Here is a 19331-nt window from a genome sequence, read left to right as displayed (position 1 = left end):
CAAGGGTCGCCCACACATCGGACGCCAGCCCATGACTCAAATCCCCACCGACATCAAACTGCACAAGGCCTCGAAAACCCTGACGCTCACCTACGCGTCCGGCGAGGAATACACCCTGCCCGCCGAATTCCTGCGCGTGCATTCCCCCTCCGCCGAGGTCCAGGGCCACGGCAAACCGATCCTGCAATTCGGCAAGCTCAACGTCGGTCTGAGCAAACTGGAACCGGCCGGTCACTACGCACTGAAACTGACCTTTGATGACGGTCACGACAGCGGCTTGTTCACCTGGGATTATCTCTACGAGCTGGGGCGACGTTATGATGCACTCTGGGCCGATTATCTGGCCGAGCTCAAAGCAGCCGGAAAAACCCGCGATCCGAACGAGTCCATCGTCAAGCTGATGCTCTAGTCCGAGCCTTGCGCTCATTAGAGGGCATTTTCTAAATTCATCTGTTTGAATGCTCCGCTGTATGGCCGAGGATCGGCCTGCTTGCGAAAAAAATTAAACTCGGGTAACCAATGGAGCTGGCAAGTTCCCTGCAGTGCTCTACGACTGTAAAGCAGCTATGCAGAATTAACGGTCACCCGAGCAGTAGTACCTGGCATTGGCTGTGGAACTGCACAGCAGAAAACCGGGTACTCGTCTCAGGACAATGGAGCGTCGTAGATGAGTAACAAGAATAACGATGACCTGAAGTACCAAGCCTCGGAAAACACCCTGGGGCTTAATCCCGTCGTTGGGCTACGCGGAAAGGATCTGCTGGCCTCTGCTCGTATGGTGCTGAAACAGGCCATCAGACAACCGATTCATAGCGTCAAGCACGTCACCCATTTCGGCCTCGAACTGAAGAACGTGTTGTTTGGCAAATCCGAACTGCAACCGGCTGGCGATGACCGTCGCTTCGCCGATCCTGCGTGGAGCCAGAACCCGCTCTACAAACGTTATCTGCAAACTTACCTGGCGTGGCGCAAGGAACTCCACGCCTGGATCGACGACAGCAGCCTGTCACCCAAGGACATCGCGCGCGGCCACTTCGTCATCAACCTGATGACCGAAGCCATGGCCCCGACCAACACGGCGGCCAATCCGGCGGCGGTGAAACGCTTTTTCGAAACCGGCGGCAAGAGCCTGCTCGACGGCCTCTCGCATCTGGCCAAGGATCTGGTGCATAACGGCGGCATGCCGAGCCAGGTCAACATGGGCGCGTTCGAAGTCGGCAAAAGCCTCGGCGTGACCGAAGGCGCGGTGGTGTTTCGCAACGACGTGCTGGAGCTGATCCAGTACAAGCCGATCACCGAGCAAGTCCACGAGCGTCCATTGCTGGTGGTGCCACCGCAGATCAACAAGTTCTACGTATTCGATTTGAGTCCGGACAAAAGTCTGGCGCGCTTCTGCCTGCGCAATAACGTGCAGACGTTCATCGTCAGCTGGCGCAATCCGACCAAGGCCCAGCGTGAGTGGGGCCTGTCGACGTATATCGATGCGCTGAAAGAAGCAGTCGACGTGGTCACCGCGATCACCGGCAGCAAAGACGTGAACATGCTCGGCGCCTGCTCCGGCGGCATCACCTGCACCGCCCTGCTCGGCCACTACGCGGCGATCGGCGAGAAGAAGGTCAATGCCCTCACGCTGCTGGTCAGCGTGCTCGACACGACGCTGGACAGCGACGTCGCGCTGTTCGTCGACGAGCAGACCCTGGAGACCGCCAAGCGCCACTCGTACCAGGCCGGCGTGCTCGAAGGCAAAGACATGGCCAAGGTCTTTGCGTGGATGCGCCCGAACGATCTGATCTGGAACTACTGGGTCAACAACTACCTGCTCGGCAACGAGCCGCCGGTGTTCGACATTCTGTTCTGGAACAATGACACCACGCGGTTGCCGGCGGCGTTCCACGGCGACCTGATCGAGATGTTCAAAAACAACCCACTGATCCGCCCGAATGCACTGGAAGTGTGCGGCACAGCGATCGACCTCAAGCAGGTCACGGCCGACATCTTCTCGCTGGCCGGCACCAACGACCACATCACACCGTGGAAGTCATGCTACAAGTCGGCGCAGTTGTTCGGCGGCAAAGTCGAATTCGTGCTGTCGAGCAGCGGGCACATCCAGAGCATTCTGAACCCGCCGGGCAACCCGAAATCGCGTTACATGACTGGCGAAGAAATGGCGGCCAATGCCGATGAGTGGCAAGAAAACTCGACCAAGCACACCGATTCCTGGTGGCTGTACTGGCAAGCGTGGCAGGCCGAGCGCTCGGGCAATCTGAAGAAGGCCCCGCTGAAACTGGGCAACAAGACGTATCCGGCCGGTGAAGCATCGCCGGGCACTTACGTTCACGAGCGGTAAAACCTGTGGGAGCGAGCTTGCTCGCGAAAGCGTCGTGTCAGTCACCATCAATGTTGAATGATTGATCGCATTCGCGAGCAAGCTCGCTCCCACAGTTATAAATTTGAGAAACAGACTCCATCCACAGGGCCTGAAGCATGCCGCAACCGTTCATATTCCGTACCGTCGATCTGGATGGTCAAACCATCCGTACGGCGGTGCGCCCCGGCAAGCCTCACTTGACGCCCTTGCTGATTTTCAACGGCATCGGCGCCAACCTGGAGCTGGTGTTTCCGTTTGTCGCGGCGCTGGACCCGGATCTCGAAGTGATCGCCTTCGACGTGCCCGGTGTCGGCGGCTCGTCCACGCCTAATCGGCCATATCGCTTTCCCGGTCTGGCCAAGCTGACCTCGCGGATGCTCGATTACCTCGACTACGGGCAGGTCAACGTCATCGGCGTGTCGTGGGGTGGCGCACTGGCGCAGCAGTTCGCTTACGACTACCCCGAGCGCTGCAAGAAACTGGTGCTGGCGGCGACCGCGGCCGGTGCCGTGATGGTGCCGGGCAAGCCGAAAGTGCTGTGGATGATGGCCAGTCCGCGGCGCTACATCCAGCCTTCCCATGTGATCCGCATCGCCCCGCTGATCTACGGTGGCTCGTTCCGTCGCGACCCGACCCTGGCCGCCAGCCACGCCGCGAAAGTGCGTTCGGCAGGCAAGCTCGGTTACTACTGGCAACTGTTCGCCGGCCTCGGCTGGACCAGCATTCATTGGCTGCACAAGATCCATCAGCCGACGCTGGTACTGGCCGGTGACGACGATCCGCTGATCCCGCTGATCAACATGCGCATGCTCGCCTGGCGTATTCCCAACGCCCAACTGCACATCATCGACGACGGTCATCTGTTCCTGATTACCCGCGCCGAAGCGGTGGCGCCGATCATCATGAAATTCCTCCAGGAGGAACGGCAGCGCGCGGTGATGCACCCGCATCCGACACCGCTCGGCGGTTAACCCCGGCGGCAGGCTTTATGCAGGCCTTTAGCAAAGAGTGCGCGGCAGGATGCCGCGCAGGCAGTAACCCGTAACAGCGTCTATGGTGTTCTGGTTCGGTGAGTGTGTTTTTGGCCTGAAGACGAAGGAGTGTTGAGTCATGCGCGACAAACCAGCGACGGGCGTAGTGCCCAGCCCCGCCGTGTTCATCAATGCACAAAGTGCGATCACCGGCCTGCGTGGGCGGGATTTGATTTCGACCTTGCGCAGTGTCGCCGCCCACGGTCTGCGCAACCCGATCCACAGTGCGAAGCATGCCTTGAAACTCGGCGGCCAATTGGGCCGCGTATTGCTCGGCGAGACCCTGCACCCAACCAACCCGAACGACAGCCGTTTCGCTGATCCGGCGTGGAGCCTCAATCCGTTCTACCGGCGCAGCCTGCAGGCTTATCTGGCCTGGCAGAAACAGGTCAAAAGCTGGATCGATGAAAGCAACATGAGCCCGGACGATCGCGCTCGTGCGCACTTCGCCTTCACCCTGCTCAACGACGCCGTGGCGCCCTCCAACACCCTGCTCAATCCGCTGGCGGTCAAGGAGCTGTTCAACTCCGGTGGACACAGTCTGGTGCGCGGCCTCAGCCATTTATTCGATGACTTGCTGCACAACGACGGCCTGCCGCGCCAGGTGACCAAACAGGCTTTCGAGGTCGGCAAGACCGTCGCCACCACCACCGGTTCGGTGGTGTTTCGCAACGAGATGCTGGAGCTGATCCAGTACAAACCGATGAGCGAAAAGCAGTACGCCAAACCGCTGCTGGTGGTGCCGCCGCAAATCAACAAGTACTACATTTTCGACCTCAGCCCGCAGAACAGCTTCGTCCAGTACGCGCTGAAAAACGGTTTGCAGACCTTCATGATCAGTTGGCGCAATCCCGATGTGCGCCATCGCGAATGGGGCCTGTCGACCTACGTTGAGGCGGTGGAAGAAGCGATGAACATCTGCCGGGCGATCACCGGCGCCCGCGAGGTCAACCTGATGGGCGCCTGCGCCGGCGGGCTGACCATCGCCGCCCTGCAAGGCCATTTGCAGGCCAAGCGGCAGCTGCGCCGCGTCTCCAGCGCGACCTATCTGGTCAGCCTGCTCGACAGTGAAATCGAAACCTCAGCCACTCTGTTCGCCGATGAGCAAACCCTCGAAGCGGCCAAGCGTCGTTCCTATCAGAAAGGCGTGCTCGACGGTCGCGACATGGCCAGGATCTTCGCCTGGATGCGCCCCAACGATTTGATCTGGAGCTACTTCGTCAACAACTACCTGTTGGGCAAAGAGCCGCCGGCCTTCGACATTCTCTACTGGAACAACGACAACACGCGTCTGCCGGCGGCGTTCCACGGTGACTTGCTGGACTTCTTCAAGCACAACCCACTGACCCATCCGGGCGGGCTGGAGGTCTGCGGCACGCCGATCGATCTGCAGAAAGTCACTGTCGACAGCTTCAGCGTCGCCGGCATGAATGACCACATCACGCCGTGGGATGCGGTGTATCGCTCGACCCTGCTACTCGGTGGCGAGCGGCGTTTCGTACTGTCCAACAGCGGCCATGTGCAGAGCATCCTCAACCCGCCGAGCAACCCGAAAGCTGCCTACGTCGAGAACGCCAAGATGAGCAGCGACCCGCGTGCCTGGTACTACGACGGCAAACACGTCGACGGCAGTTGGTGGCCGCAGTGGCTGGAATGGATTCAGCAACGCTCCGGCGCCCAGCACGAAACCTCGTTTACCCTCGGCAATCCGAACTATCCACCGATGGAGGCCGCGCCCGGTACTTACGTGCGTGTGCGCTGACGCTTAACCGAACTTTTCTAAGAAGACTGGATGAAAACCCGCGACCGGATTCTCGAATGTGCTTTGCAACTGTTCAACGAAAAGGGCGAGCCGAACGTCTCCACCATGGAGGTGGCCAATGAAATGGGCATCAGCCCCGGCAACCTCTACTACCACTTCCACGGCAAGGAACCGCTGATTCTCGGGTTGTTCGAACGCTTCCAGAATGAACTGGCGCCACTGCTCGATCCACCGTCGGATGTGGAGTTGGCACCGGAGGATTACTGGCTGTTTTTGCATTTGATTGTGGAGCGGCTGGCGCAATATCGTTTTTTGTTCCAGGACCTGTCGAACCTGGCCGGACGACTGCCAAAACTGGCCAAGGGCATTCGACATTTGCTCAATGCGCTGAAGCGTACGCTGGCGTCGTTGCTGGCGCGGTTGAAGGCGGCAGGGCAATTGGTCAGTAATACGCAGGCGTTGGGGCAGTTGGTGGAGCAGATCACCATGACGTTGCTGTTTTCGCTGGATTATCAGCGGATTCTTGATCGTGAAGGGGAAGTTCGATTAGTCGTCTACCAGATCATGATGCTGGTGGCGCCGCATTTGTTGCCGCCGGTGAAGGTCGCCACGGAGCGGATGGCTCTTCAGTATCTTGAAGACCATGACTGAATCAAAAGCCCCTCACCCTAGCCCTCTCCCGGAGGGAGAGGGAACTGAATGGGGGATATTCGGAAATTACGCCGACCTGATAGTGCATTACCGAATCCATAATCGATAAGGTCTTTCAGGTCGGCGTATAGCGTGAGACACCTCGTTCGGTCCCCTCTCCCTCTGGGAGAGGGCTAGGGTGAGGGGCTGTTGGAATTCAGATACAAAAACGCCCGACCTTCACAGGCCGGGCGTTTTGTTTTGCCCTGAAGAATCAGGACTGACTGGTTGGCGTCGACGGCGTCGATGCAGCAGTCGGGGTAGCCACCGGAGTCGGTGCCGCGGCGGAGTTCGACGCGCTCACCGGAGCTGCCGGGGTGGCCGGCTTGGCGGCAGCAGGTGCTGCTGGCTTCGGCGCTGCGGCTTTCGGCGCGGCCGGTTTTTTCACTGCCGGTTTTTTCGCCGCAGCCGGTTTGGCTGCTGGCTTGGCAGCCGGTTTGGCGGCAGCGGTTTTCGCGGCTGGCTTGGCGGCTGGTTTCGCTGCAGTTTTGGCCGCAGGTTTTGCTGCCGGTTTGGCGGCGGCTTTGGCAGCAACCGGTTTGGCTGCAGCTTTAGCAGCTGGCTTGGCCGCTGCGGTTTTTGCTGCAGGCTTGGCCGCGGCTTTTGCAGCAGGTTTAGCCGCCGCTTTTGCCAGAGGCTTGGCAGCGGATTTTGCCGCTGGTTTGGCCGCCGCAGTTTTCGCTGCCGGTTTTGCCGCAGCGGTTTTCGCCGTCACAGGTTGAGCCTTCAGACCGGTGAGTTTTTCGATCTGTTTGGTCAGTGTGTCGACCTTGCTGTTGAGTGCCTTGACCTCATTGCGGCTCGGTACACCGAGGCGCGAGATCGCGCTGTTCAGGCGCTTGTCGAAAGCCCCTTCCAGCTCGTCCCATTTGCCCAGTGCGCGATCTTTCACGCCGCTGATGCGCGACTTGGCCGAAGAAGCGGAGTCCTTGGCGGCATCGACTTTTTTGCCGACTGCGGACTTGGTGAGCTTCTCGGCTTTCTCGCCGTCTTTGACCAATGTATCGAAGAGCTTGCTGCCGTCAGTGTCGATCTTCGAGTACACGCCTAAACCAGCCAGCCAGATTTTGCGGGAGTAGTCTTCGACTTTCCCGATCCACGAGCTGCCTTCTTTATCGGTGTTCTTTTTACCAGCCATCCCGTTCTCCTTAAGATTTACGCGCGACGCGTTCGAGCAATGCCGTCAGCTCATCGAGCTTAGCAGAGAGTGTCTCAACGTCATGTTTAGACGGAATGCCGATACGATTCAAGGCGCTTGCTACGCGGGAGTCGAATGCCTTCTCGACCTTGTCGAGTTGAACTTCGACACGACCTTTGAAAGAACTCACTTCGCTCTTGGCGTCGTCGATCTCGGCGTTGGCCGCTTCGAGTTTTTCGGTGACGGCTTTTTTGCCTTTCTTTTCAACAGTTTGACCAGCCTTGATCAACTCTTGAAAGTATTCACTGCCCTCCTGACCGACCTTGGCGTAGGCACCCAGGCCTGCCAGCCAGATCTTGCGGGCATAGGATTTGACGTCGCTCAGAGCAGTTGTCGAAGCGTCGATTTTTTTCTTCAAAATTACTTTGGCCATGGTGCACCTCACGCGCAGAAGGTTTGAGGAACTGCCCGGGAAAGTGTCGGGCTCAGGCACAAAGTAAGGAGATAAATTAGAAACGGCACCCTAACAACTGACATAAACCTCAGGCCGTACACAAAACAAATGTGGGAGCGAGCCTGCTCGCGATGGCGGTGTATCAGTCAAAAATGATGTCGACTGACCGAGCGCTATCGCGAGCAGGCTCACTCCTACAGGGGATCGTGTTTCAGACCAGAGCTTTGTCGAGCGCCTTCTCGATCTCGGCTTTGATCATGCCGCTCATGGCCGACATCATGATGCCCAGTTCCACGTCGACCTTGATCGAATCGTCCGCCACATGCACTGCGCCTTTCACGCCCGAGCGTTTGAGGTTCAGGGTGTCGCCGGCCCATTGCGGCTCCAGGCCATATTGCTCGGAAAGTTTCTGCGCCAGCTTGTCGGCCTTCTCGCGGGCGGCTTCCTTGCCCAGATTGTGGGCACGCTCAACAGTGATTTTGGCCATTGATTGACTCCTGCTTTTTGAATGGGGCGAAAAAGATGTGTCGGTAAATCTTGACCGCCGCTGCGGCAAATCGTCCCGAAGGTTGCCCATCTTACCTTTAGCCATTCCAAGACAAAGCATGGCTTGGGGATTAGAATGTCGCGCATTCTCTTTTGGTGACAGCGATATGACTGATCAGCGCAAAGGCAGCGATGCCGAACCCACCACTCACTTCGGCTTCAAAAACGTTCCGGAAAGCCAGAAAGCGGAAAAAGTCGCTGAGGTTTTCCACTCGGTAGCCGCCAAGTACGACCTGATGAACGACCTTCTGTCGGGCGGCATGCACCGGCTGTGGAAGCGTTTCGCGATCGAACTGTCGGGCGTGCGCAGCGGTAACCGCGTGCTGGACATCGCCGGCGGTACCGGTGACCTGACCAAAAAATTCTCACATCTGGTCGGCCCTACTGGTCAGGTGGTACTGGCCGACATCAACGAATCGATGCTCAAGGTCGGCCGTGATCGTTTGCTCGATCTGGGTGTCGCCGGCAACGTCGAATTCGTGCAGGCGGACGCGGAAAAACTGCCGTTCCCGGACAATCACTTCGACTGCGTGACCATCGCTTTCGGCCTGCGCAACGTTACGCACAAGGAAGACGCCCTGCGATCGATGCTGCGCGTGCTCAAGCCTGGCGGTCGTCTGTTGGTGCTGGAATTCTCCAAGCCGACCAATGCGCTGATGTCGAAAGCCTATGACGCCTACTCGTTCGCCTTTATGCCGCTGATGGGCAAGCTGATCACCAACGACTCGGAAAGCTATCGCTATCTGGCCGAATCGATCCGCATGCACCCGAATCAGGAAACCCTGAAGTCGATGATGGTCGACGCCGGTTTTGACCGCGTGACCTATCACAACATGACCGCAGGCATCGTCGCCCTGCACCGTGGCATCAAGCCCTGATGTTGCTCACCGGGCTGCTCGCCAGCGTTGAACTCGGCCTCAACCGGGTGCTGCGTCTCGACAGCACGGCGCTGCCGCGGCTGGCGCATTTGACCGGCAAGGTGATTGCCGTCGACTGCCGCAGCCCGGCGCTGCAATTGTTCATCCTGCCGAGCGACGAAGGTCTGATGCTGGCCTCGCACTGGGAAACCGGTGTCGACTGCACCCTGCGTGCGCCGGCGTCGAGCCTGATCAAACTGGCCGTGAGCAAAGACAAGACCGCGGTGCTGCACGCCCCGGAAGTCGAACTCGATGGCGACAGCGGCGTGCTGCTGGAACTGGCCGGTGTCCTGCAGGACCTTGAGCTGGACTGGGAGTACGAACTCTCGCGCTGGCTGGGACCTGTCGCCACGCAACTGATTGGCGGTCACCTGCGCAGCCGCGCACGCTGGTATCAACAAGGATTTGCCAGCCTTAACCAGAATCTCGCCGAATACCTCGCCGAAGAATCGCGCACCCTCGTCGGGCAACGCGAAGCCGAAGCACGGTTCAGCGAACTGGACCGGATCAAACTTGATCTGGAACGTCTCGAGGCGCGTTTCGAGCGCCTTTCCCGATCCCTCGACCCAAGCGATAACGCATGAAGCTGCTTGCCGTCCGCCGTCTGTTGCGCATCCAGCGCGTCGTGATCCGCTACCGCCTCGATGACCTGCTGTTCGATCTGCCGTTGCCGTGGTTTCTCCTGGCGCTGCGCTATGTGCTGCCGTGGCGCTGGTTCCCGCGCAAGCCGCTGGATCTGAGTCGGGGTGCGCGTTTGCGCCTGGCGTTGCAGGATCTCGGGCCGATTTTCATCAAGTTCGGGCAAATTCTTTCGACCCGCCGCGACCTGCTGCCGGAAGACATCGCCGATGAGCTGATGCTGTTGCAGGACCGTGTGCCGCCGTTCGATTCGCAGCTGTCGATCAAGCTGATCGAAGAACAGCTGGGCAAGAAGATCAGCGACGTGTTCAGCCGTTTCGACGTCGAACCGCTCGCCTCGGCCTCGGTGGCGCAAGTGCATGCCGCGCAGCTGAAAACCGGCGAGGAAGTCGTAGTCAAAGTGATCCGCCCGGGCCTGAAGCCGATCATCGCGCAGGATCTGGCGTGGCTGTTCATCCTCGCCCGCGCCGCCGAAAAACTCTCGGCCGACGCGCGTCTGCTGCACCCGGTCGATGTGGTCCAGGACTACGAAAAAACCATCTACGACGAATTGGATCTGCTGCGCGAAGCGGCCAACGCCAGCCAGTTGAAGCGCAACTTCGAAGGCTCGCCGCTGCTCTACGTGCCGCAAGTCTATTGGGACTGGTGCCGGCCGAAAGTGCTGGTGATGGAACGCATCTACGGCATTCAGGTGACCGATCTGGCGACTCTCGCCGATCAGCGCACCGACATGAAAATGCTCGCCGAACGCGGTGTGGAGATCTTCTTCACTCAGGTGTTCCGCGACAGTTTCTTCCATGCCGACATGCATCCCGGCAACATCTTCGTCAGCACCGTCAATCCGTGGAGCCCGCAGTACATTGCGATCGACTGCGGCATCGTCGGCAGCCTGACCCCGGAAGACCAGGATTATCTGGCGCGCAACCTGTTCGCCTTCTTCAAGCGTGATTATCGCCGCGTGGCGCAATTGCACATCGATTCGGGTTGGGTGCCGGCGGAAACCAAACTCAACGAATTCGAAGCGGCGATCCGCACCGTGTGCGAACCGATCTTCGAAAAACCGTTAAAAGATATTTCATTTGGCCAGGTGCTGATGCGCCTGTTCCAGACCGCGCGACGCTTCAACATGGAAGTGCAGCCGCAACTGGTGCTGCTGCAAAAGACCCTGCTGAACATCGAAGGCCTCGGCCGTCAGCTGTACCCGGATCTGGATCTGTGGAACACCGCGCAGCCATTCCTCGAACGCTGGATGCGCGAGCGCGTCAGCCCGAAAGCCTTGCTCGGCAACGTGCAGAGCCAGTTTGAACAACTGCCGCATCTGGCGAATATGGCTCGTGATCTGCTCGAACGCATGTCGCAACCACACGCCTACGACCCGCCACCGCCATGGCACAAACGCAAGGATGACTGGTTCCTGCGCCTGCTCGGTTGCGCGCATCTGGCCGGCGGGGTGATCCTCTCCATCGGTGGCCCATTGCACGAATTGGGGCATTGGCCGGCGGGAATCATGGTGGCAGTCGGCTTGTATCTGGTCGTTCGCCGATAGCCAGTTTCGTGATCGGCTGGCACACTGTTTCAACGCCTGAACCCGACTATTGAAGTGTGGGTTCGCTGTCGGAGTCGAAGATGAAAAACTGGTTGGACGAGATCAAGTGGGACGCTGATGGCCTGGTGCCAGCGATTGCCCAGGATCACAAGACCGGACGCGTGCTGATGATGGCCTGGATGAACCGCGAAGCGCTCGAACTGACCGCTGCGGAAAACCGTGCAATCTACTGGTCACGTTCCCGTGGCAAGCTGTGGCGCAAGGGCGAAGAGTCCGGCCATGTACAGACCTTGCATGAAATGCGTCTGGACTGTGACGCCGACGTGATCATCCTGATGATTGAACAGATCGGCGACATCGCTTGCCATACCGGCCGTCAAAGCTGCTTCTACCGTGTCTTCGAAAACGGCGACTGGAAGACAGTCGACCCGGTCCTGAAAGACCCGCACGCTATCTATTCCGCAGGACAATAGGATGTGTCATCAGTCATTTACTGAGCTGCGTTGCCGGCTGAAAGCGCGCCAGGCAAGGCGCAGGCCGCTGGGAATGTCTTTTCCTTCCCAAGGACTGCAACGCAGCATGGCGCGCTTTCAGCCGACAACCCGAAGGGCCGGGCCTGATTTTGTGCAGGGCTGCGTTACTCGTCGTTTATTTGAAATGCCAAACCACACTCCTCGCGCCTTGCCCTGCACAAAATCAGGCTCCGGCGCAGCTCAGGAAATGACTGATGACACATCCTCCCATGAGTGACACCCTGACCCGCCTCGCTCAGGTACTTGAAGAGCGCAAAGGCGCAGCCGCCGATAGCTCTTATGTGGCTAGTCTGTATCACAAGGGTTTGAACAAGATTCTGGAGAAAGTCGGCGAAGAGTCGGTCGAAACCATTATTGCCGCCAAGGACGCCGCGATCAGCGGCGACTGCAGCGACGTGATCTACGAGACCGCCGACCTGTGGTTCCACAGCATGGTCATGCTTGCCCAACTGGGGCAGCATCCACAGGCTGTGCTGGATGAACTGGATCGTCGCTTCGGCCTGTCCGGACACGTCGAGAAAGCCTCGCGTCCGTCCGCCTGAACAATTTTTAGAGAGGAACAGCAACATGGGCATTTTTGACTGGAAACACTGGATCGTCATTCTGGTTGTCGTGGTGCTGGTGTTCGGCACCAAGAAACTGAAAAACCTCGGCACCGACGTAGGCGAGTCGATCAAAGGCTTCCGCAAAGCCATGAACGACGATGAAAAGCCGGCCGCTGATCCAACCGTGACGCCTGCGCAGCCAGTGCCACCGGTACAGCCGCAAGCCACCGCTCAGGCCAATCCGCCGCACACCATCGACGTGCAGGCGCAGAAAGTCGAAGAGCCGATCCGCAAAGACGTGTGAGCACTGACTAATGTTTGGTATCAGCTTCTCTGAACTGCTGCTCGTCGGCCTCGTCGCCCTGCTGGTGCTGGGCCCCGAGCGTTTGCCGGGCGCTGCACGCACCGCTGGCCTGTGGGTCGGACGGCTGAAGCGCAGCTTCAACGCGATCAAACAGGAAGTTGAGCGTGAAATCGGCGCCGACGAGATCCGTCGGCAACTGCACAACGAGCACATTCTGTCGCTGGAGCAAGAGGCGCGGAAGATTTTCAGCCCGGTTCAGCAAGAGCCGACACCGGTTGAGCATGTGGGCGAGCAGACGATTCATGCGCCAACCACGCCCGTTGCACCTGCACCTGCTGCCGTTGTAGCGCCGACAGAACCAGTGCCCGCTGCTGACACTTCAGTTGAACATGTAGCTCCGACTGCCGCGCCGATCACACCCGCGCCTCACGACACCACTTTGCCGCCGCGAGCCCCATGAGCGATCTCCCCGAAAACGACCAGCACATGCCGCTGGTTTCGCACCTCACCGAGTTGCGCACCCGCCTGCTGCGTTGTGTGGCGGCGATCTTCATCATCTTCGCCGGGCTGTTTGCGTTCACCCAGCAGATTTACACCTTCGTCTCGACGCCGCTGCGCCAGTACCTGCCGGTCGGCGCGACGATGATCGCCACCGACGTGTCGTCGCCGTTCCTGACGCCGCTGAAGCTGACGATGATGGTTTCGCTGTTCCTCGCGATCCCGGTGATCCTGCATCAGATCTGGGGCTTTATCGCACCGGGTCTGTACAAACATGAGAAACGCATCGCGGTGCCACTGCTGGTGTCGAGCATTCTGCTGTTCTACACCGGCATGGCGTTCGCCTATTACTTCGTGTTCCCGCTGATCTTCAAGTTCTTCGCCGCAGCCACCCCGGCCGGCGTGGAAATGATGACCGACATCGCCAGTTACCTCGATTTCGTCATGACGCTGTTCTTCGCCTTCGGCGTGGCGTTCGAGATCCCGGTGGCCGTGGTGCTGCTGGTATGGATCGGCGTGGTCGACGTCAAATACCTGAAGAAGATCCGCCCGTACGTGATCATCGGCTGCTTCGTGGTCGGCATGATCCTGACGCCGCCGGACATCTTCTCGCAGACCCTGCTGGCCGTGCCGATGTGGATGCTGTTTGAAATCGGCATTCTGTTCGGTGGTTTGATCAGCAAGCGCGAACGCCCGGACGAGAACCCGGCCGACGACCACAACGACCAGCCGCCAGCGACCCAGGCATGAACCTGCTGTTGCTCGAAGAGGCCGATTTCATTGCGGTCGACCGCGTAGTGCTGCGTGATCGACGCCTGACCCATATGCAGGAAGTTCACCGTTCGGAAGTCGGTGACAACCTGCGCGTCGGCCGCATCAACGGGCTGATGGGTTCCGCTGAGTTGCTGCGCCTCGAAGCGGGTGAAGCCGAATTGCGCGTCTGCATCGATCAGCCGCCCCCGGCAAAGCTGCCGTTGACCCTGGTATTGGCGCTGCCCCGCCCGAAAATGCTCCGCCGGGTGTTTCAGACCGTGGCGACCATGGGCGTGTCGAAGGTGATTCTGGTCAACAGCTATCGGGTCGAGAAGAGCTTCTGGCAAACGCCGTTTCTTGAGCCTGAGGCGATTCGCGACAATTTGATCCTCGGCCTCGAACAGGCCCGCGATACCGTGCTGCCGGAAATCATCATCGAGAAGCGCTTCAAGCCGTTTGTTGAGGATCGGCTGCCGGCGATTACCGAAGGCACCCTCGGTCTGGTCGGCCATCCCGGTAACTATCCACCGTGCCCACGCGCGCTCAGCGAACCAGTGACGTTGGCCATCGGCCCTGAAGGCGGCTGGATCCCCTACGAAATCGATCTGCTGGCCAAGTCCGGCCTGCAACCGGTGCAACTGGGCGAGCGCATCCTGCGCGTCGAAACCGCCGTCACCGCCCTCCTCGCCCGGCTCTTCTGATTCTGCGCACCGGATAAATGGTGTTACAGATCGCCATCATTCGGCCGATACCCTCTCCATAAGTCCAATTAGTGGTCGGGGAGTCGTCGCATGTACCGTTGGTTAGCCGAGAATCTTGGAAACGTCAGCGTCAAACGCAAGCTGGGCATCGGTTTCGGCCTGGTGCTGTTGCTGACACTGTTGATCACCTTCACCGGCTGGACCGGCATGAGCGGCATCATCAGCCGCGGTGACAAACTCGGCTTTATCTCCAGCCTTAATGAGCTGACCAAGGACCTGCGCCTGGCACGTCTGGACTACGAAGCACGCCGTGGCGAACAAGGCCCGGGCGCGGTCACCGATCTGCTGAACAAACTCGACAGCGGCCTGCAAACCGCACGCAGCCTGATTGAACAGCCGTCCGACGCGGCGATGGTCGATCAACAACTGGCCGCCGTTGCCGAATACAAACGCGCTTTTGCCGACATGACCCAAGCCACCGTGCAGCGCGAGGATGCCCGCAGCAAACTCGGCGCCAGTGCCGACAATGCCGTGGCGAAAGTCGCCGAAGTGGAAAAATCCATGCTGGCGGGTGACAGCGTCGCGCAATTCAACAGCGTGATCGAGCTGAGCAAACTCTTGCAGCAAGCGCGTTATCAGGTGCGCGGCTACACCTACAGCGGCAAGGCCGAAGCCGAGCAACCGGCCCTCGACGCCATCGACAACGCCCTGAAAAACCTCGACAGCCTGCCGGCAAAACTGCCGGAACAGCACATTGCCAACCTGAAACAAGCCACGGACTCGATCAAAGCCTATCGCGCAGCGGTTGCGCAGTTCCGCGACTCGCAGGTCAACAACGCCAAGGCCGCCGCGCGCATGTCGACTCAGGGTGACATCCTCATCGACGTCAGCAAGAAGCTCACTGAATCGCAAACCGTGGTGCGTGACACCGATGCCGCGCACGCCAAGAACATGCTGATCATCGCCACCCTGCTGGCCGTTGCGTTCGGCCTGCTGGCCGCTTGGGCGATCACTCGCCAGATCATCATCCCGCTGAACCAGACCCTGAAAGTCGCCGAGCGCGTCGCTGCCGGTGACCTGACGCACAACCTGGTCTCCCTGCGTCGCGACGAACTCGGTCAATTGCAGCGCTCGATGCAGAGCATGACCCAGGGCCTGCGCGAACTGGTCGGCGGAATAAGCGATGGCGTCACCCAGATCGCCAGCGCCGCCGAAGAACTCTCCGCCGTGACCGAGCAGACCAGCGCCGGGGTCAACAATCAGAAAATCGAGACCGATCAGGTCGCCACGGCCATGAACGAAATGGCCGCCACCGTGCAGGAAGTCGCGCGCAACGCCGAGGAAGCTTCCGAAGCCGCCGTCGCCGCTGACCAACAGGCCCGCGAAGGCGACAAAGTCGTCGGCGAAGCGATCGCACAGATCGAGCGTCTGGCCGTTGAAGTCGGTCACTCCACCGAAGCCATGGGCGAACTCAAGCGTGAAAGCGACAAGATCGGCAGCGTCCTCGACGTGATCAAGTCGGTCGCTCAGCAAACCAACCTGCTGGCCCTCAACGCCGCCATCGAGGCTGCGCGTGCCGGTGAGGCCGGGCGTGGGTTTGCCGTGGTTGCCGACGAAGTGCGCAGCCTCGCCCAGCGCACGCAAAAATCCACCGAAGAGATCGAAGAGCTGATCGTCGGCCTGCAAAACGGCACCCAGCAAGTGGCGACGATCATGGACAACAGCCGCACCCTGACCGACAGCAGCGTCGAGCTGACCCGTCGTGCCGGTGGTTCGCTGGAAAGCATTACGCGCACCGTGTCGGCGATTCAAGCGATGAACCAACAGATTGCGGCAGCGGCCGAGCAGCAGAGCGCGGTGGCTGAAGAGATCAACCGTAGCGTGCTGAATGTGCGGGATGTGTCCGATCAGACATCGGCGGCGAGTGAAGAGACGGCGGCTTCCAGTGTTGAGCTGGCGCGGCTGGGCACGCATCTGCAGATGCTGGTGGGGCGGTTCAAGGTTTGAGGTGATGCCTTCGCGAGCAAGCTCGCTCCCACAGGATTCGTGTCGATCACAAAGGTTGTATTCGACCCATTCACTGTGGGAGCGAGCTTGCTCGCGAAGGCTTACTGACAGGCGCTGAAATTACAGAACCTGACGTAAGAAGGCCTGGGCGCGCGGATCCTTCGGTGCATCAAAGAACTCCGCCGGCGCGGCATCCTCCAGCAACTTGCCGTGATCGAAGAACAACACCCGATCCGCCACTTCCCGGGCGAAGCCCATTTCGTGGGTGACACAGACCATGGTCATGCCTTCCACGGCCAGGTTTTTCATCACGTCCAACACCTCTCCGACCATCTCCGGGTCGAGCGCCGAGGTCGGCTCATCGAACAACATCACCTTCGGCTCCATCGCCAGTGCCCGGGCAATCGCCACCCGTTGCTGTTGTCCGCCGGAAAGGCGTGACGGAAACTCGTTGGCCTTCTGTGCGATACCGACCTTTTGCAGCAATTCCATCGCCTTGGCTTCGCGCTCTTTCTTGCCGCGCTTGCGCACGACTTTCTGCGCCAGACAGAGGTTTTCCAGCACGGTCATGTGCGGGAACAGGTTGAAATGCTGAAAGACCATGCCGACTTCGCGGCGGTAGGCGTTGACGTCGGTTTTCGGGTCGGCCAGTTGCAGGCCGTCGATGCTCACCGAGCCGGAATCGAATTCTTCCAGGCCATTGAGGCAGCGCAGGAAGGTCGACTTGCCGGAACCCGACGGGCCGATCACCACCAGCACTTCGCCCTTGGCTACCGTGGTGCTGACGTTATCCACCGCGCGTACCACTTGCCCACGGGTGTCGAAGACTTTTACCAGATCGCGGACTTCAATCACTTTGCGCGAGCCTCCGCTCAAGCCGGCTGGCGATTTTCGACAGCGGCAGGTTGATCAACAGGTACAGACCGGCGACGCAGAACAGGATCTCGAACGGCGAGAACGAGGTGGTGATGACTTCACGGCCGCTTTTCAGCAGCTCGGTGATGGCAATCACCGACACCAGCGAAGTGTCCTTGACCAGACTGATGAACTGCCCGGCCAGCGGTGGCAGCACGCGCTTCAGCGCTTGCGGCAACACCACATGGCGCATCGACTGACCCGCGCTCAGACCGAGCGAACGCGCCGCTTCGTTCTGGCCACGGGCAATCGATTGCACGCCGGAACGGATGATCTCCGCCACGTAGGCGCCAGTGAACAGCGACAGCGCGGCGATCCCGGCGAACTCGCGGGACAGGTTCATCACCGTGCCGATGAAGAAGTAGAAAATGAAGATCTGCACCAGCAGCGGCGTGCCGCGCACCAGTTCGACATAGATTGTCGACAGGTCGCGCAGGGTCGGGTTGCTGGACAGACGGCAGAGGCCGGTGACCAGACCGATCAGCAAACCCAAGACACCGGAAACGACTGACAGCCAAAGCGTTGTCCAAAGGCCCCACAACAGCGGTCCTGCCGCCCAATGCCGAGTGACGCCCACGACGTCGCCTTCGGCCACATCGTCGCCCTGAGCGAATTGCAGGCTGTTTTCGTCGACGGTCAGGTGCTGCTCGTCACCGGCGTCATTGCGCAGGGTGACTTGCGCGCTGCTGCCCTTGCGCACAAGTTCGGTGACAGTGGAGATGTCGGTGGCACGCTGGTTTTCTTCGGCCTGATAGGCGAAGTACTGCGGCACGCGGTTCCAGCGCCATTCGTAGGACATCAGCGACGTCGCGTAATACAACGCGCCGGCCAGGCCGACCAGCACCAGCACGGTGAGGACGTGCCAGGGCCATTGGGCTTTTTTATGTTTCATTGCAGGTTCCGGATTTTGTGTTGCTCTGGAGGGCCCCTTCGCGAGCAAGCTCGCTCCCACAGGAGAATGCATTCCAATGTGGGAGCGAGCTTGCTCACGAATGGGGCGACTCGGTCTATCTGACCGGGCTTATTCCATGTCCTTGAGCCACTCGGTGCTCTTGAACCACTTGTCATGGATGCGATCGTAGGTGCCGTCTTCGTGGATCTGGTGCAGGAAGTTATTGATGAAGTTGAGGCTGTCGTAATCACCCTTCTTCAGACCAAACGCCAAAGGCTCGTAGGTGAACGGCTTGTCGAGGAACACCAGTTTGCCGGCACCGACCTTGGTCACCGCAACAACGTTGTACGGGGCGTCGTAGATGAAGGCGTCAGCCTTGCCGTTGACCACGTCGAGCACGGCTTCCTGCTCGTTGTCGTAGCCGTGGTACTTGGCTTTGGAGATCAGCTTCTTGGCGACCATCTCGCCGGTGGTTCCGAGCTTGGAGGTGATGCGGTAGTCGGCGGTGTTCAGGTCTTTGTAGGACTTGATGGTGCCTTCCAGCTCCTTGCGAATCAGCAGGGTCTGGCCGACGATGATGAACGGTTCGCTGAAGTTCAGGCGCAGGTTGCGCTCCTGAGTCAGGGTCATGCCGCTGCCGATCATGTCGAACTTGTCGGTCATCAGCGCCGGGATGATGCCGTCGTAACCGGTGGAAACCAGTTCCAGCTTGACGCCCATGGCCTTGGACATGGCTTTGAGGATGTCGACTTCGAAGCCGATGATTTCGCCGCGCTTGTTGGTCATTTCGAACGGCATGTAGGTCGGATCCATACCGACTTTCAACGTGCCGCGCTTGACCGCGTCATCGATTGCGCCAGCCTGCGCCGCATTGACTGCAACCAGTGCCGTGACGCCGACCAGCAGCATCGACAGATACTTCTTCATCTTCAAGTCCCCAAAACCATTGCGTGTGCGGCGCGAAAACCAACAGAGGCAGGCAAAAAAGCCCGGGTGCGCCAATTCGGGGACGGATGCTAACGCACTCGTTTTTTTGCACAAGGTTTAATGGACGATTTGTTTAACAATCAAGAGCTGACCCTCATCGGAACG

The 19331-nt window shown here is 59.5% G+C and carries 21 protein-coding genes and 1 pseudogene; 16 read left to right on the top strand and 6 right to left on the bottom strand.

Translation table 11 applies throughout. The annotated features are described in order from the left end of the window. Window positions 1–31: 31 nt before the first annotated feature. The 5 genes from HUW52_RS03155 (at window position 32) to HUW52_RS03135 (ending at window position 5812) form a co-directional block, all read left to right on the top strand. Complete coding sequence (locus tag HUW52_RS03155; protein WP_016984595.1) at window positions 32–409, top strand: gamma-butyrobetaine hydroxylase-like domain-containing protein; 378 nt, start codon at window positions 32–34, stop codon at window positions 407–409. Window positions 410–667: 258 nt separating this feature from the next. After that, on the top strand, window positions 668–2347 hold the full coding sequence (phaC, locus tag HUW52_RS03150; RefSeq protein WP_175552952.1) for a class II poly(R)-hydroxyalkanoic acid synthase: 1680 nt from the start codon (window positions 668–670) through the stop codon (window positions 2345–2347). Between the two features lie 137 nt (window positions 2348–2484). Then, the gene (gene phaZ / locus HUW52_RS03145) at window positions 2485–3339 is read left to right on the top strand and encodes a poly(3-hydroxyalkanoate) depolymerase (protein WP_016984597.1); all 855 of its coding nucleotides are present in this window, start codon (window positions 2485–2487) and stop codon (window positions 3337–3339) included. A 139-nt stretch (window positions 3340–3478) separates the two neighbouring features. Next, entirely contained in the window at window positions 3479–5161 is a 1683-nt protein-coding gene (gene phaC / locus HUW52_RS03140) for a class II poly(R)-hydroxyalkanoic acid synthase (RefSeq protein ID WP_175552951.1), read from the top strand. A 30-nt stretch (window positions 5162–5191) separates the two neighbouring features. Then, window positions 5192–5812 (top strand): TetR/AcrR family transcriptional regulator, encoded by a 621-nt coding sequence (locus HUW52_RS03135; protein WP_175552950.1) that lies wholly within the window; start codon window positions 5192–5194, stop codon window positions 5810–5812. Window positions 5813–6065: 253 nt separating this feature from the next. Here the strand turns inward: HUW52_RS03135 and HUW52_RS03130 are convergent, their stop codons facing one another. The 3 genes from HUW52_RS03130 to HUW52_RS03120 form a co-directional block, all read right to left on the bottom strand. Continuing rightward, window positions 6066–6989, bottom strand: a complete 924-nt coding sequence (locus tag HUW52_RS03130; RefSeq protein WP_175552949.1) for a phasin family protein — start codon at window positions 6987–6989, stop codon at window positions 6066–6068. 10 nt (window positions 6990–6999) lie between these two features. Continuing rightward, on the bottom strand, window positions 7000–7422 hold the full coding sequence (locus tag HUW52_RS03125; RefSeq protein ID WP_175552948.1) for a phasin family protein: 423 nt from the start codon (window positions 7420–7422) through the stop codon (window positions 7000–7002). Between the two features lie 232 nt (window positions 7423–7654). Next, entirely contained in the window at window positions 7655–7930 is a 276-nt protein-coding gene (locus tag HUW52_RS03120; protein ID WP_016984601.1) for a polyhydroxyalkanoic acid system family protein, read from the bottom strand. 166 nt (window positions 7931–8096) lie between these two features. Between HUW52_RS03120 and ubiE the strand changes: the two genes are divergently transcribed. The 11 genes and pseudogenes from ubiE to HUW52_RS30645 all read left to right on the top strand — a co-directional run bounded on the left by ubiE (window position 8097) and on the right by HUW52_RS30645 (window position 16432). Then, window positions 8097–8867: a bifunctional demethylmenaquinone methyltransferase/2-methoxy-6-polyprenyl-1,4-benzoquinol methylase UbiE gene (ubiE, locus tag HUW52_RS03115; RefSeq protein ID WP_008080626.1), complete on the top strand. Its 771-nt coding sequence runs from the start codon at window positions 8097–8099 to the stop codon at window positions 8865–8867. After that, entirely contained in the window at window positions 8867–9490 is a 624-nt protein-coding gene (locus HUW52_RS03110; RefSeq protein ID WP_064117077.1) for an SCP2 domain-containing protein, read from the top strand. Before ubiE ends, HUW52_RS03110 begins: the two co-directional genes overlap by 1 nt. Further along, entirely contained in the window at window positions 9487–11091 is a 1605-nt protein-coding gene (gene ubiB, locus HUW52_RS03105) for a ubiquinone biosynthesis regulatory protein kinase UbiB (RefSeq protein WP_175552947.1), read from the top strand. Before HUW52_RS03110 ends, ubiB begins: the two co-directional genes overlap by 4 nt. An 80-nt stretch (window positions 11092–11171) precedes the next feature. Further along, window positions 11172–11564 carry a phosphoribosyl-AMP cyclohydrolase gene (gene hisI / locus HUW52_RS03100; protein ID WP_175552946.1) on the top strand — a complete coding sequence of 131 codons (393 nt, stop codon included), beginning with the start codon at window positions 11172–11174 and terminating at the stop codon, window positions 11562–11564. Between the two features lie 269 nt (window positions 11565–11833). Continuing rightward, window positions 11834–12166: a phosphoribosyl-ATP diphosphatase gene (locus HUW52_RS03095; RefSeq protein ID WP_003220849.1), complete on the top strand. Its 333-nt coding sequence runs from the start codon at window positions 11834–11836 to the stop codon at window positions 12164–12166. Window positions 12167–12191: 25 nt separating this feature from the next. Then, on the top strand, window positions 12192–12473 hold the full coding sequence (locus HUW52_RS03090) for a twin-arginine translocase TatA/TatE family subunit (protein ID WP_003220847.1): 282 nt from the start codon (window positions 12192–12194) through the stop codon (window positions 12471–12473). Window positions 12474–12483: 10 nt separating this feature from the next. Then, a complete protein-coding gene (gene tatB, locus HUW52_RS03085) occupies window positions 12484–12933 on the top strand; it encodes a Sec-independent protein translocase protein TatB (protein WP_175552945.1) in 450 nt (149 codons plus the stop codon). Beyond that, a complete protein-coding gene (gene tatC / locus HUW52_RS03080; protein ID WP_016984605.1) occupies window positions 12930–13721 on the top strand; it encodes a twin-arginine translocase subunit TatC in 792 nt (263 codons plus the stop codon). Before tatB ends, tatC begins: the two co-directional genes overlap by 4 nt. Beyond that, entirely contained in the window at window positions 13718–14425 is a 708-nt protein-coding gene (locus HUW52_RS03075) for a 16S rRNA (uracil(1498)-N(3))-methyltransferase (RefSeq protein ID WP_175552944.1), read from the top strand. Before tatC ends, HUW52_RS03075 begins: the two co-directional genes overlap by 4 nt. A 90-nt stretch (window positions 14426–14515) precedes the next feature. Continuing rightward, window positions 14516–15577 (top strand): annotated as a pseudogene (locus HUW52_RS30650) (methyl-accepting chemotaxis protein); the annotation flags it as partial. Next, window positions 15560–16432: a methyl-accepting chemotaxis protein gene (locus tag HUW52_RS30645; RefSeq protein WP_371857741.1), complete on the top strand. Its 873-nt coding sequence runs from the start codon at window positions 15560–15562 to the stop codon at window positions 16430–16432. The pseudogene HUW52_RS30650 and the gene HUW52_RS30645, both read left to right, overlap by 18 nt. A gap of 120 nt (window positions 16433–16552) precedes the next feature. Here HUW52_RS30645 and HUW52_RS03065 read toward each other — a convergent pair whose 3' ends face one another. From HUW52_RS03065 to HUW52_RS03055, 3 genes are all read right to left on the bottom strand, one after another. After that, window positions 16553–17287: an amino acid ABC transporter ATP-binding protein gene (locus HUW52_RS03065; RefSeq protein ID WP_095120739.1), complete on the bottom strand. Its 735-nt coding sequence runs from the start codon at window positions 17285–17287 to the stop codon at window positions 16553–16555. Then, window positions 17280–18239, bottom strand: a complete 960-nt coding sequence (locus tag HUW52_RS03060) for an amino acid ABC transporter permease (protein WP_175552942.1) — start codon at window positions 18237–18239, stop codon at window positions 17280–17282. Before HUW52_RS03060 ends, HUW52_RS03065 begins: the two co-directional genes overlap by 8 nt. 129 nt (window positions 18240–18368) lie before the next feature. Further along, a complete protein-coding gene (locus tag HUW52_RS03055) occupies window positions 18369–19166 on the bottom strand; it encodes a transporter substrate-binding domain-containing protein (protein WP_175552941.1) in 798 nt (265 codons plus the stop codon). Between the last annotated feature and the right edge of the window lie 165 nt (window positions 19167–19331).

Source organism: Pseudomonas sp. 43A, assembly GCF_013363935.1.
GTDB classification, from domain to species: Bacteria; Pseudomonadota; Gammaproteobacteria; order Pseudomonadales; family Pseudomonadaceae; genus Aquipseudomonas; species Aquipseudomonas crudilactis.
Note: the sequence above shows the minus strand (reverse complement) of the source record. Positions and strands in the feature narration are given on the sequence as shown.

Coding starts and splice junctions, on each gene's coding strand:
- HUW52_RS03060 (WP_175552942.1), bottom strand. CDS start 18,239: ATGAAACATAAAAAAGCCCAATGGCCCTGGCACGTCCTCACCGTGCTG.
- HUW52_RS03135 (WP_175552950.1), top strand. CDS start 5,192: ATGAAAACCCGCGACCGGATTCTCGAATGTGCTTTGCAACTGTTCAAC.
- ubiB (WP_175552947.1), top strand. CDS start 9,487: ATGAAGCTGCTTGCCGTCCGCCGTCTGTTGCGCATCCAGCGCGTCGTG.
- HUW52_RS30645 (WP_371857741.1), top strand. CDS start 15,560: ATGCAGAGCATGACCCAGGGCCTGCGCGAACTGGTCGGCGGAATAAGC.
- HUW52_RS03090 (WP_003220847.1), top strand. CDS start 12,192: ATGGGCATTTTTGACTGGAAACACTGGATCGTCATTCTGGTTGTCGTG.
- HUW52_RS03155 (WP_016984595.1), top strand. CDS start 32: ATGACTCAAATCCCCACCGACATCAAACTGCACAAGGCCTCGAAAACC.
- phaZ (WP_016984597.1), top strand. CDS start 2,485: ATGCCGCAACCGTTCATATTCCGTACCGTCGATCTGGATGGTCAAACC.
- HUW52_RS03120 (WP_016984601.1), bottom strand. CDS start 7,930: ATGGCCAAAATCACTGTTGAGCGTGCCCACAATCTGGGCAAGGAAGCC.
- HUW52_RS03075 (WP_175552944.1), top strand. CDS start 13,718: ATGAACCTGCTGTTGCTCGAAGAGGCCGATTTCATTGCGGTCGACCGC.
- tatB (WP_175552945.1), top strand. CDS start 12,484: ATGTTTGGTATCAGCTTCTCTGAACTGCTGCTCGTCGGCCTCGTCGCC.
- ubiE (WP_008080626.1), top strand. CDS start 8,097: ATGACTGATCAGCGCAAAGGCAGCGATGCCGAACCCACCACTCACTTC.
- HUW52_RS03125 (WP_175552948.1), bottom strand. CDS start 7,422: ATGGCCAAAGTAATTTTGAAGAAAAAAATCGACGCTTCGACAACTGCT.
- HUW52_RS03110 (WP_064117077.1), top strand. CDS start 8,867: ATGTTGCTCACCGGGCTGCTCGCCAGCGTTGAACTCGGCCTCAACCGG.
- HUW52_RS03055 (WP_175552941.1), bottom strand. CDS start 19,166: ATGAAGAAGTATCTGTCGATGCTGCTGGTCGGCGTCACGGCACTGGTT.
- HUW52_RS03095 (WP_003220849.1), top strand. CDS start 11,834: ATGAGTGACACCCTGACCCGCCTCGCTCAGGTACTTGAAGAGCGCAAA.
- tatC (WP_016984605.1), top strand. CDS start 12,930: ATGAGCGATCTCCCCGAAAACGACCAGCACATGCCGCTGGTTTCGCAC.
- hisI (WP_175552946.1), top strand. CDS start 11,172: ATGAAAAACTGGTTGGACGAGATCAAGTGGGACGCTGATGGCCTGGTG.
- HUW52_RS03130 (WP_175552949.1), bottom strand. CDS start 6,989: ATGGCTGGTAAAAAGAACACCGATAAAGAAGGCAGCTCGTGGATCGGG.
- phaC (WP_175552951.1), top strand. CDS start 3,479: ATGCGCGACAAACCAGCGACGGGCGTAGTGCCCAGCCCCGCCGTGTTC.
- phaC (WP_175552952.1), top strand. CDS start 668: ATGAGTAACAAGAATAACGATGACCTGAAGTACCAAGCCTCGGAAAAC.